Source organism: Providencia sp. (assembly GCF_040396775.1).
Classification (GTDB): domain Bacteria; phylum Pseudomonadota; class Gammaproteobacteria; order Enterobacterales; family Enterobacteriaceae; genus Providencia.
In genome coordinates, this window is record NZ_JBEBNT010000003.1 from 199,819 (window position 1) to 213,010 (window position 13,192).

General features: G+C 42.9%; 10 protein-coding genes. 4 read left to right on the forward strand and 6 right to left on the reverse strand.

What is annotated here, in order from left to right:
* Positions 1-54 precede the first annotated feature (54 nt).
* From ABWP91_RS05460 to betI, 4 genes are all read right to left on the reverse strand, one after another.
* Entirely contained in the window at positions 55-2,310 is a 2,256-nt protein-coding gene (locus tag ABWP91_RS05460; RefSeq protein ID WP_353242400.1) for a TonB-dependent receptor domain-containing protein, read from the reverse strand.
* A 399-nt stretch (positions 2,311-2,709) separates the two neighbouring features.
* Entirely contained in the window at positions 2,710-4,386 is a 1,677-nt protein-coding gene (gene betA / locus ABWP91_RS05465; protein ID WP_353242401.1) for a choline dehydrogenase, read from the reverse strand.
* A gap of 39 nt (positions 4,387-4,425) precedes the next feature.
* Positions 4,426-5,904, reverse strand: a complete 1,479-nt coding sequence (betB, locus tag ABWP91_RS05470) for a betaine-aldehyde dehydrogenase (protein WP_353242402.1) — start codon at positions 5,902-5,904, stop codon at positions 4,426-4,428.
* 21 nt (positions 5,905-5,925) lie between these two features.
* The gene (gene betI, locus ABWP91_RS05475) at positions 5,926-6,528 is read right to left on the reverse strand and encodes a transcriptional regulator BetI (RefSeq protein ID WP_353242403.1); all 603 of its coding nucleotides are present in this window, start codon (positions 6,526-6,528) and stop codon (positions 5,926-5,928) included.
* Positions 6,529-6,737: 209 nt separating this feature from the next.
* Here betI and ABWP91_RS05480 point away from each other — a divergent pair, with 209 nt between their 5' ends.
* The gene (locus tag ABWP91_RS05480; protein ID WP_353242404.1) at positions 6,738-8,780 is read left to right on the forward strand and encodes a choline transporter; all 2,043 of its coding nucleotides are present in this window, start codon (positions 6,738-6,740) and stop codon (positions 8,778-8,780) included.
* Between the two features lie 60 nt (positions 8,781-8,840).
* Here ABWP91_RS05480 and ABWP91_RS05485 read toward each other — a convergent pair whose 3' ends face one another.
* On the reverse strand, positions 8,841-9,200 hold the full coding sequence (locus tag ABWP91_RS05485) for a hypothetical protein (RefSeq protein ID WP_353242405.1): 360 nt from the start codon (positions 9,198-9,200) through the stop codon (positions 8,841-8,843).
* Positions 9,201-9,542: 342 nt separating this feature from the next.
* Between ABWP91_RS05485 and ABWP91_RS05490 the strand changes: the two genes are divergently transcribed.
* Complete coding sequence (locus tag ABWP91_RS05490; RefSeq protein WP_353242406.1) at positions 9,543-10,463, forward strand: chitinase; 921 nt, start codon at positions 9,543-9,545, stop codon at positions 10,461-10,463.
* A gap of 20 nt (positions 10,464-10,483) precedes the next feature.
* Here the strand turns inward: ABWP91_RS05490 and kdgR are convergent, their stop codons facing one another.
* Entirely contained in the window at positions 10,484-11,263 is a 780-nt protein-coding gene (gene kdgR, locus ABWP91_RS05495; protein ID WP_353242407.1) for a DNA-binding transcriptional regulator KdgR, read from the reverse strand.
* A 225-nt stretch (positions 11,264-11,488) separates the two neighbouring features.
* Between kdgR and kdgK the strand changes: the two genes are divergently transcribed.
* Positions 11,489-12,433, forward strand: coding sequence for a 2-dehydro-3-deoxygluconokinase (kdgK, locus tag ABWP91_RS05500; RefSeq protein WP_353242408.1), 945 nt, complete (start codon positions 11,489-11,491; stop codon positions 12,431-12,433).
* Between the two features lie 12 nt (positions 12,434-12,445).
* Positions 12,446-13,063: a bifunctional 4-hydroxy-2-oxoglutarate aldolase/2-dehydro-3-deoxy-phosphogluconate aldolase gene (locus ABWP91_RS05505; protein ID WP_275075488.1), complete on the forward strand. Its 618-nt coding sequence runs from the start codon at positions 12,446-12,448 to the stop codon at positions 13,061-13,063.
* The last annotated feature ends 129 nt before the right edge of the window (positions 13,064-13,192 follow it).

The window sequence follows — 13,192 nt, forward strand, 5'->3', positions numbered from 1 at the left end:
GACGAACGTAATATTGCCTTAGATAACGTAATCTAAGGCAATAGAATTGAACACTTAGAAGGTTGCTTCAAGGCCTAATCTAAACGTCCTTCCTGGAATTGGCATATAAATAACCGTGCCTGGGTCAAACGCATAGCGATTGGTTAAGTTATCAATGTTAAAATTCACATGAAGGTTTTTTTGGATTGAATATTTCCCTAATAAATCAAAAGTCGTGCTGGCATGTAATTTAGTGACAGGTGCCGCAGCAGTTCCCGCTAACCATTTTTGTGGGTACTCCTTGCCTGCGTTATAACGTACACGCAAACCTGTTTGTAATTTCTGGTCAAACATTTTCACGCCGACAATCCCAGAGACGACTTTTTTTGGCGGAAGACGTGATGGTGATAAACCCCATGCAAAACCGACCGCGTTACACGCTGATGGTAAGTTACCTAATTCCATTTCATCGCGAGAACAAAGTTCTGAGTTGTTATAGAAGGTGGCATCTAAAGAGCCAAAGGCATAATTAGAGTCATACTTCGCTTCAATTTCATAACCTGAAAGCTTGAAGCTATCGTAGTTTTTCATCACAACATAAGGGGAATAGACCCCCGTTGGGTTAACACCTTGGGAAAGATACCCTTTGATATCATTATTAAAGTACCCAACCCGTAAGCTAGCAGTATCTTCATCAAGAATAAGGTTATTTTTTTCGAAATCGATTCCGACCTCAAATGATTTAGCATGCTCAGGTTTGAGTGGCACATCTGGCGTATAAGAATAGGTTTGCCCAGAAACGGTAGTCTCAAATAGGCTTGGCTCGCGATAACTATCTGAATACTTAGTATATACATCTAACTCATCAGTCACATGGAAACGCACTTCACCCATAAAGTCATTTTTCGGGCCATAACTGATACTTTTCCCTAATACATGGTCATCAACGTCAAAAGAGTGAATTCGCCAACCCGCTAATGTACTGACCCACTCACCTTTATACTCCATGTTGGTAAATGCAGACGTGTTTTTGCCTTTGGCATTGCGCGTTACAGGGTCCAACTCATCTCCCTGAATTGTCCCTTCTGGTGTCCATATTGGTTGATACGTTTTAGTTAACGGCTTAGTTTTTTGCTCCATAAACTCCACACCGTAAGTCACATTGATGGGGTAATTTGCCAGCTCAGAGGTATTTTCTAAGTTAAAACCCATTCGTTCATCGGTGTAACGGTGCTGGTATTGGTTACCATAATGTGCCGTGACATCATCTGTCGTACCATTACGTTGCTTAAATTTACCTTTCGTCCACCACAAGCCCAAATTCATGTCCACCCACAATGAGTCGGGTTTATAGGAGTAATTTAATGAAGCAGTATCAATATCTGCCGTCCCTAATGACCACTGAGGCATTTTCCCATCAGATTGATACCAATATGCAGCCAAAACTTCCCCCGCTTTTTGCTCATGGTGGCGGTAATTCAATTCAAGGCTTGAATAAGGGGTAATGTAGATATTGGTTTTTATCAATGTCGATTCGCTTTCATAACTGGTATTCACCACCTCTTGCCCTGGTTTTATCGGTGCATCGGTGGAGGAATATTTATGATAGCCATTTTTCCCTGCAAAAAAGTTACCTTGTTTTCTATCGCTGTGGGCAATCAACACATCAAACTTGTCATTTCGATATGCCATTCCCGCGGTCACTGATCCGTTATTAAAGTGTGAATTTTTAACCCCATTTGACAAACGATACTGTGATTCATTTTTATTATCTGATGCCACTGATGGACGGCGGTTATTGTTGTAAATATTCCCTTTAAATAGAAAACCAAATTGATCGCCTTGAGGAATAATACTATTTGCAGACAAGGTTTTTAATTTAACTGTTCCCCCAATAGCGCCCCCCGAAAATTTACTCATCGACGCCCCCTTTTCAATATTGATGGTATCCACCAAATCCATATCAATATAGGTTCTATCTGTACTGCCTTGATAACCCCGCCACGTATTGGTCGATTGTAAACTGCCATCAATAATAATCGGTACTCGCCCATTGCCTTGTAAGCCACGAATACCAATATCTAATGCCCCAGCTTCATTTCGGGCATTATTGACCTGTAATGAGCTTTCATTCGCAAATATGTCTGAGTTGGTAGTTCCCCGAACGGTTGAAACATCTTTGGTATCAATTTGTTTGCTATTTGATTTTATTTTACTGGCAGTGACCAGCAGCTTATCTTTTTGAGGTGTAGTTTGAGTTTCATCCGCAAATGCCGCACTTGACGAACAAATAACAAGTAAGCTAATTATTTTTTTATTTTGAAATATCATTTAAGTAATGCCTTCATTAATTAATGATTATTTTATTGAGACGATAAAACCCCGTACCGGCAGATTTAAATATCCCTGCTGCCATACTGGAATTCGTGAATGTAATGGCGTGTTTGCCTGTCACGCCTTAAGCAAGGCCAACATAAAAACCTTATTTATTGAATGGTTACGAACCTATTTCCCCCATGAATGCAAATAGGCCTTGGAATATACACCAATGATAATAATGATCAAGATCATAATAAATATCATTTGTATTACCATTAATATTGATGTTGTTTATTAATCTGCGAATTATTTAAGCGTAAAAAAAGCGACAATGCTTAATGCATCGTCGCTTGGGAGAATTAAATAAAATGTAAAAAATAAAAGGTCGCTAATACGTTAATATATAGCGTATTATTTTTGTACTTGCCCCCGCACTGGCGCGCCATCTGCCACATAATATTGTGCTTCGCTTGCTGATAATGGCGGACGATGGCGAATTTTATCTGCGATTTTTTCGGCAATCATGATGGTCGTTGCGTTCAAATTTCCCGTAATAATGAGCGGCATAATAGATGCATCCACGACCCGTAAACCACTGAGCCCATGTACTTGCCCTGAACCATCCACCACCGCCATATCATCATTACCCATTTTACAAGTTCCACAGGGGTGAAAAGCCGTTTCAGCTCGCTCTCGAATAAATGCATCAAGTTCTTCATCCGTTTGAATATGCTTACCCGGGCTAATTTCCTCACCCCGATAAGGGTCAAGCGCTGGTTGCGCCATAATTTCTCGCGTGATGCGAATTGCTGCGCGGAACTCTTCCCAATCTTGCGTTGATGACATGTAATTAAATAAAATACTTGGATGTTGACGTGGGTCCAATGAGGCTAAGCGAACTCGACCGCGGCTTGGTGAGCGCATTGAACCAACATGTGCTTGAAAACCATGTAAATTCACCGCATTACTGCCGTTGTAATTTATCGCTACTGGCAAAAAATGGAATTGAATATTCGGCCATGCAAATTTATCACTGGTACGAATAAACCCACCCGCCTCGAATTGGTTACTCGCACCTATTCCCGTCCCTTTAAATAACCACTGTGCGCCAATCATCGGCTGGTTATACCATTTTAATGCAGGATATAAAGAGACAGGTAGTTTGCATTCATACTGCAAATACATTTCAAGGTGGTCTTGCAAATTTTGCCCAACACCGTCCAATACATGCACTTTTTCAATATTAAACTCATTTAATACGTCTTCAGGGCCAACGCCTGAGCGCTGCAAAATTTGCGGGGAAGCTATCGCACCTGCACATAAAAGCACTTCTTTTTGCGCTCTTACCGTTATCGCTGTCGTGCTATCACCTTGGTAATATTTAACCCCTGTAGCTTTTTTGCCTTCAAACTCAATGACATCGGTTGTTGCATGCGTCACGATTGTTAGATTCTTACGCCCTTTAGCTTGGTCTAAATAGCCACGACCAGTGCTCGCTCGTCGCCCTTGTGGCGTGACAGTGCGGTCCATCGGGCCAAAGCCTTCCTGTTGATAGCCATTTAAATCCTCAGTTCTTGGGTAACCCGCCTGTACGCCCGCCTCGACCATCGCCTTAAACAGTACATTATTGGCCATTTTTGGTGTTGCGACACTCACAGGGCCATCTCCCCCATGGTAATCATTAGGCCCAATATCACGGCTTTCAGCTTTGCGAAAATAAGGCAAACAATCAAGATAGCGCCAATCTTCAAGACCTGGAGCTTGTGCCCATCCATCGAAATCCATGGCATTGCCACGGATATAGCACATGCCATTGATTAATGATGAACCGCCGAGTCCTTTTCCTCGTCCACATTCCATACGGCGATGATCCATATGGGGTTCGGGGTCCGTTTCATACGCCCAGTTATAACGACGTCCTTGCAACGGATACGCCAATGCGGCTGGCATTTGTGTGCGAAAGTCGAGCCGATAATCTGGCCCTCCTGCTTCAAGGAGCAGCACAGTAACTTCAGGATCTTCTGTCAGGCGTGTAGCAAGAACGTTACCGGCTGAACCAGCACCGATAATAATATAGTCATAGACCATTGTTATCTCCTCTGTTTCAGTCAAATTAAAATGATGTGATTAAAAAACGGATGAAAACTCCCCAAGTTCGATTTGAATGGATTTGATTTGCGTATAATTTTGCAGCGTCATAATGCCGTTTTCACGACCAACACCAGAGTGCTTATAGCCCCCCACAGGCATTTCTGCTGGGGATTCACCCCAAGTATTGATCCAGCAAATACCCGCTTCTAACTGGTGAATAACACGATGAGCACGTGTTAAGTCCTGTGTGACAATGCCCGCAGCTAGCCCATAGACTGAATGGTTTGCACGCGTGATAACTTCATCCTCAGTTTGATAACTTAAAATGCTCATCACTGGGCCAAATATCTCTTCCTGCGCGATTTGCATGTCATCACGGCAATCCGTAAAGACGGTAGGAGCCACATAGGCACCCTTGGCAAATTCACCCTCAATAAGACGCTCACCACCACACAATAAACGTGCCCCTTGCTGCTTACCTAACCCAATGTAACGTAATACGTTTTCCATATGTGGGAAGCTTACAAGTGGCCCAAAATTGGTGTCCTCTGCAATCGGTGAGCCAATGTTAATGCGTGCAACCCGCTCAATAATTTTTGCTTCAAACTGCGCTTTGAGGGATTCAGGGATAAACACACGCGTGCCATTTGTACAAACTTGCCCTGAGCTGTAAAAATTGGCCATCATGGCAATATCAGCCGCTTTATCTAGATCAGCATCATCAAAGATAATTAACGGGGATTTGCCACCCAACTCCATGGTGACCTCTTTTAGGGAAGAAGCCGACGCATTGGCCATTACTTTTTTCCCTGTCGCTATCCCGCCCGTAAATGACACTTTGGCAATTTCAGGGTGTTCTGTAAGCCACTGCCCGACTTCACCGCCCTTGCCCGTTACCACGTTAAATACCCCCGCAGGGACACCCGCTTGTGTATAAATTTCAGCGAGTTTAAGTGCAGTTAATGATGTCACTTCACTGGGTTTAAAAATCATCGCATTCCCCGCAGCAAGTGCTGGTGCGGACTTCCATAACGCAATTTGAATGGGGTAATTCCATGCGCCAATCCCTGCCACTACCCCCAAAGGTTCACGGCGTGTATAGGCAAATGAACTTTCACGTAAGGGGATCTGTTGCCCTTCGATGGCAGGAATTAAGCCTGCATAATATTCGAGAACATCAGCCCCCGTCACAATATCCACATATCGGGTTTCAGAAAGGGGCTTTCCAGTGTCAAGGGTTTCAAGGTGGGCAAGCTCATCATTACGTTCGCGTAAAATATCAACAGCACGTCGTAAAATCCGCGAGCGTTCCATTGCCGTCATTGCTGCCCACACTTTTTGCCCTTGCTTGGCACTTTCCACCGCCCACTGAATATCTTCTTGGCTGGCAGACTGGAGATTAGCTATCACCTCGCCATTGGCTGGGTTGATTGCGGGGAATTGGTCGCACTGTGGTTGCGAACTATCAATATAACCACCATGAATGTATAGCTGATGTAGTGGTGGGTTTGTCATATTATCTCCTGTAAAATTATTTTAGGTTTGAGCTTCGTGTACCTCGCCGAGTTTCATATCGATATACTCATTCGTTATTTTTAACGCATCCGAAACGGGGAAAACTTCGTTACTTAACGCGCTACGCAACCATAACCCATCAATTAATGCGGCAAGGCCTTTGGCCGCCATTCGCGCCTCATCCTTTGCCAGCTCACGTCCAAATTCATAGCTTAAATTTGAATACAAACGTCGGTCATTGACCTGCTGTAAACGATTTAAATTCGGCTGGTGCATGCTACTTGCCCAGAAAGCGAGCCAGGTTTTCATTGCCGCCTCGCTCGTCTGCGTTGGGTCAAAGTTACCCTCCACAATGGCTTGAATGCGCGATTTAGCATCTGCGCCCGTTAACATTCTCAGACGCATTGCAACGGCAAAGCCCAATTGATATTGAATATGTCGCATAGTGGCTTCGAGTAGGCCGTTTTTATCACGAAAATAATGGCTAATAATTCCCGTGGAAACACCCGCTTTACGTGCAATTAATACAAAGCTGGCCTCTTGCATTCCAACTTCATTAATTACCGCTAACGTTGCCTGAATTAACTGCTGCTTACGTATCGATTGAATTCCTATTTTCGGCATGAGCTCTTAACCTAAAAACACATTGTCTCCATTTATTAAACGTTTTTTTAATTGAATGTTCAATCAATATTAACTAGTATTTGTCACAATTAATTCACAAATGAACGGAGGGGAATAGGATAAAATAAGGTTAACTTGCTTGTAATTCAATTAATTAGCAAGGTTAATAACTTTTCACCTGTTAAATAAATAAAAATGTGGAACTGCCGATGACAACTCTTAATAGTTCGAAAAATCAGCAGAAAGACAAATTAAATTCTGTGGTTTTTTTCACTTCCGCTGGTCTCATTCTAGCGTTTTCTTTTTTCACCATCTTGATGACCGAAACAGCAAATCAATGGATCATCGCCACCCTTGGTTGGGTCTCAAAAACCTTTGGCTGGTATTATCTATTAGCAGCAACGTTATATATTGTATTTGTGATTTTTGTGGCAACATCGCGTTTCGGAAATATCAAACTTGGGCCAGAGCAATCCAAACCTGAATTTAGCATGCTGAGTTGGTCAGCCATGTTATTTGCAGCAGGGATAGGAATTGATTTAATGTTTTTCTCCGTGGCAGAGCCTGTCACGCAATATATGTTGCCGCCGACAGGCGAAGGCGAAACATTAGAAGCAGCTCGTCAGTCGATGGTGTGGACTCTGTTCCACTATGGCCTAACGGGCTGGTCAATGTATGCCTTAATGGGAATTGCGTTAGGCTACTTTAGTTATCGCTATAATTTGCCCCTAACGATCCGCTCTGCCCTTTATCCGATATTTGGCAAGCGTATTGATGGCCCAATCGGCCATACCGTGGATATTGCCGCCGTTTTAGGTACTATTTTTGGTATCGCCACCACCCTTGGGATCGGTGTCGTCCAGCTAAATTATGGTTTAAAGGCTCTCTTCGATTTACCTCAAGGGATCACGGTACAAAGTGGCTTAATTTTCCTTTCCGTTGTGATGGCCGTAATTTCTGCCACTTCAGGGGTCAATAAAGGTATACGGGTATTGTCCGAACTCAATGTCTTGCTCGCTTTAGGGTTAATATTGTTTATCTTATTTGTTGGCGATACCGAATTCTTGCTCAATGCATTAGTGCTAAATGTCGGTGACTACGTTAACCGCTTTATGGGGATGACACTCAACAGCTTTGCATTTGACCGCCCAACGGATTGGATGAATAGCTGGACACTGTTTTTCTGGGCATGGTGGGTAGCATGGTCCCCATTTGTTGGGTTATTTCTCGCACGCATCTCGCGGGGACGTACCATTCGCCAGTTTGTGATAGGCACCTTAATTATTCCTTTTGTTTTTACCCTGTTATGGTTATCCATTTTTGGTAATAGCGCCTTATATGAGATCATTCACGGAAATACTGAACTCGCCCAAACCGTCTTGGAAGCCCCTGAGAAAGGGTTCTATTCTCTGCTTGAGCTCTATCCCGGATTTGGCTTAACCGCCTCACTTGCCACGATCACAGGGTTACTTTTCTATGTAACTTCCGCAGATTCCGGCTCGCTAGTATTGGGTAATTTCACGTCAAAACTCAGTGACATCAATAATGATGCACCAAATTGGCTACGTATTTTCTGGTCCGTGGCCATTGGCTTGCTCACATTAGGTATGTTGATGACCGATGGCGTTGCTGCACTACAAAATACCACCGTGATCATGGGCCTTCCCTTTAGTTTTGTGATTTTCTTTATTATGGCGGGTTTGTATAAGTCATTAAAAGTAGAGGATTTTAGACGGGTAAGTTCATTAAATACCAATGCGCCCGCACCACTGTATGGTAATGGAACCCTGAACTGGAAGCAGCGTTTAGGCCGTGTAATGAACTTCCCGGGAACTTCTTACACACAAAGAATGCTGGATTTAGTGTGCATCCCTGCGATGCAAGACGTAGCAAAAGAGCTGAATTTAAGAGGTGCGAAGGTCGAATTTAACATTCTTCCCCCGATTTCCGATGAACGGTTAGATCACTTGGAGCTTACAGTTGACCTTGGTGAAGAACAAAGCTTTATTTACCAAGTGTGGCCACAGCGTTATTCCGTTCCCGGTTTTACTTATCGTGCCCGTTCAGGAAAGTCCCATTATTTCCGCTTAGAAACCTTCTTATGGGAAGGTTCGCAAGGGAACGATTTGATGGATTATACCAAAGAGCAGGTCATCAGTGACATTCTTGATCAATATGAAAAACACATGAATTTCATTCATTTGAGCCGTGAAGCCCCTGGGGCAACGCTCACATTTCCTGAATCTGTATAATCCCAAATAAACAAGGGAGCTTATCGCTCCCTTATTATTTATCAATCAATGATTAAAACATTAATCATACCGCTGAGCTTGTTCCAACATTTTTTTCATTTGTTGACGATCGTTCATCCACGGCGTTGAATTGGGGCACCCTGCTCCCGTTGGGTTGACATCACAGACATTGAAATGCCGAAATAGCGCATTTTCGTCGGCGTCACGCTGCTCAAGTAAAGCTTGATAACTTTGTTCTTCTGGCGAAAGTTTCTTTTTGGGATCAAAGACAAACTTCTGTTCTGCCTGTAATTTTTTAACCCCTTGGTAGTCTTTATCAAACTGACGATCAATGGGTGATTTCTCTTTAAAGGAAAAGTCGCTGGCAAAGCCGCAAGAAGCGAAACTAAGAAAAATAATAAAAATAGCCTTTTTAAACATAAAGATATCCTACTGTGTCGATAAGTTTACATTATACGCCCATCAGTAGTACCGCATAGAAACAATTAAAATTTAATTTATGATAACCTTATTATTCAAATAGATAATTTATATAAATTATTAAATCAATTGATTGATATGTTTTTTATTGAAAATCTAGCATTTATGCAACATTAAATTATTTATTCAAAATGCCATTATTACCCCATTAGATTACTAACAATTTTTAATCTTGTTCCCTTCTCTATTTTTTCACAAAGTAACCTTGCCCTACCAATCGATTGATTAACTTTTGGGGCAACAATTTCACTTTATATCAATTAATAGCCGAAAGGATAGACAATGAATAAAACGTATTTTGGTCCGTATATCGATGTCAGCGTGGATGCAACTTGGAATGATTGGCAAAACTACCCTAATGGTCGCCCCAATGCGAAGTACAGCCAAGCCGCTATCAAATATGGCGTTGATATTCTTTACCTTGGTTTCTTAACCGCAACCCGTGACAAACAAGCAGCATGGTCAGCCCAACCTACGATGCCAATTAGCTGGGCAAAACCGTTAGCTGATGAGCTTATTGCTGGCGGCGTTAAAGTGGCTGTTTCATTTGGAGGTGCGGCGAACCAAGATGTTTCGTTAGTGCAATCGCAAGCGCAACTCATCGAAACCTACCAAGAGGTGATTGATACACTGGGTGCATCACATATTGATTTAGATTTTGAAAATGGCCTCTATGATGCGGATAATGCGTTTGCTGCGTTAAAAGTGATTGTCGAAAATAACCCTAAAATCACCCTTAGCTTAACCTTACCCACCCTACCTACAGGGCTCACAAGTACTGGGCTAGCATTGGTAAAAAAATCGGTGGATGCAGGCTTAGTGATGAAAGTGAATGGCATGGCGATGGATTACTATGACCCAAATATCAGCAGCCTTGGTGATGCTGCCATCAAAGCCGCAATCAGTATTAAAAATCAATTAAAACCGTTCTACCCAAGTGTAAGCGATAAAGAACTGTATGATTATGTTCAAATTACACCGATGATTGGCTTAAACGATGACCTCACCATGTTTAGTTTCCATGATGCCGATATTTTAAGCGAGTTCGCTAAAAAAATAGGGTTAAACCTTGTTTCGATGTGGAGCCTAACACGTGATTTCCCAGGTAATAAACCGTACCCTGAAGCCACAAGCTCAGGTAATCCAGAACAAACTCATGAATTTGAATACACTGAGTTATTTACCCAGAAACTGAACGCGTAATTAACCCGATATCATCAATATCATGGGTAATGATGATATCCCATTTTTTCGGATATACGGCGGCCTGATGCTTTTAATAACTGTACATAATGATCAAGTTGCTGCTCATCAAAACGAATGGTTGGGAACGAAATAGATAACCCTGCCACCACATGCCCCAAACGGTCATACACAGGAACCGCAATACAGCGCAGGCCTAATTCTTGCTCTTCTCTATCTTGTGCATAATGGCACTCACGCACTGCGGCTAACTCCACCAGCAACTCATCGAAGCTTAAAATGGTTGTGTCGGTTTTTTTGGTAAAAGACTCATCTTTCAAGGCCAAGCGGATAGTCTCTTCATCTTGCCAAGCCAGTAAAATTTTACCAATTGCAGTGCAATACAGCGGGTTACGGCGCCCTACCCGCGAATACATACGCAGGTTATAGCTGGAGTCAATTTTATGAATATAAATAATGGCATCTTCATCTAATGCCCCTAAATGCACCGCTTCATGGGTCATTTGCCCAATATGGCGCATTTCTTTATCTGCAATTTCAATTAAATCTACGTATTCAAGGGACTTTGCACCGAGCTCAAACAGCTTCAGTGTAAGCGAGTACTTATCAGCTTCACCTTCTTGTTCCACGTAGCCCAATTGTTTCATGGTTTGCAAAAAACGAAAGGTGGTGGCCTTTGACATTAATAGACGTTGAGAGAGTTCAGAAACCCCAATCTCTTTTTGCTCCCCTAACGCACTGAGAATACTAAATACTTTCACCACCGCTGATACGGCATCAGTTTGAGTCGTCTTATCCATGTTGTTTTCTTCATCCTATTAGATTGGCAGCGATAATATCATAAAGCCAATTAAAACCACGCGATACGCCATAGCATAATTGTCGTGCCTCACAAAAACAAGAACAGTGATTCATTATTTTTAAAACGCCGTTTCATTTTCATTGAAGTTCTGTACCAAATGCGTTTTAATAGCCTCATCAAGTCAATAATCGATAACACAGTCGTAATCGTGCAGGTGATAAATATGAGTACACATCCGCAAGTTGCCGTCATTGGCGAGTGCATGGTTGAATTGCAAAAATCAGGGGAACTGTATAAACAAGCCTTCGGTGGAGACACGCTAAATACTGCGCTGTATCTATCTCGCTTAACCCAAAAACACGGTGTCACAACGCGTTATATCACCGGTTTAGGAGAAGACCCATTCAGCCAACAAATGTTGGATAGCTGGCAACAAGAAGGTATCAACACCGAAGCCGTGTCGATTTCCCAAAAACATTTGCCGGGTATGTACTTAATTGAAACCTCCGCCGATGGCGAACGCCGTTTCTTTTATTGGCGCGATAACGCCGCCGCCAAATTTTGGCTAGATGACTACAGCAAAGCAGACACACAGCAACTGCTTAATTCACAACAATTTATTTACTTAAGTGGCATCAGCTTAGCGATTTTGCCTGACGCAGCTCGCCAACTTTTAATGGAAATACTGCAACAAGCCAAACAGCACGGTGCGAAAATTGTGTTTGATAATAACTATCGCCCTGCACTTTGGCCGTCAAAAGAAGCCGCTCAACTGGCTTACCAGCAAATCTTAAAATTAACCGATATTGCGTTTTTAACTTTTGATGACGAGCAACTCCTGTATGGGGATTGCCACGAAATCGAAGCCATTGCACGCACGCAACTGTATGGCGTAAATGAGATAGTGATCAAACGTGGCGCAGAGGCCTGCTACGTGATCATCGATAATGAACGTTATGAAGTACCGGCAAATAAAGTCAGTCACGTCATTGATACCACAGCAGCAGGGGATTCGTTCAGCGCAGGTTACCTTGCCTGCCGTATTTTGGGCGGCTCGCCGTGCGACGCAGCAAAAACTGGCCACTTACTGGCAGGGACCGTTATCCAACACCGGGGAGCGATTATTCCTGCCGAGGCCATGCCAACCACCGATTTAGGAAAATGTTAAGGGGCTTTAGCCATGAATCAACTGATTGAAAGAATTAAAAAACTGAACGTTGTTCCCGTGATCACCATTAATCATGCAGAACATGGTGCACCACTTGCTAAAGCCTTGGTGGAAAATGGCCTACCGTGTGCGGAAGTGACTTTCCGCACCCCTGCCGCCGTACAAGCCATTAAAAATATGCGTGCCGCCTACCCTGAATTACTGATTGCGGCGGGTACTGTGTTAACCACTGAACAAGTTGACCAAGCCATTGATGCAGGTGTCGATTTTATCGTTAGCCCGGGCTTTAACCCCAAAATCGTTGCCTATTGCCAACAAAAAAAGGTGATTATTATTCCTGGTGTGAATAGCCCAAGCCTCGTCGAACAGGCCCTTGAATTTAATCTAACCACATTAAAATTCTTCCCAGCCGAAGCCTCTGGCGGCGTTGCGATGTTAAAAGCCCTTGGCGCCGTTTACCCAGTGAAATTTATGCCAACCGGCGGTATTGGTGTAAAAAACATCAAAGAATACACCGCGTTACCATCGGTGTTGGTCTGCGGTGGCTCGTGGATGGTGCCAAATGACTTAATTGATAAAGAAGACTGGCAAGCGCTCGGTAAACTCATTGCCGAAGCGGCAACTCTTTAAAAAACAATAAAAAATCTCGTTGTCGTCATTATGCCCTTATCCCCATGATAAGGGCTTTTTTATAAGAACTTAGCACTTATTTTTGCTTAATATTCACTAACCCCAAACGCTGTAACTTGGTTAATGGTT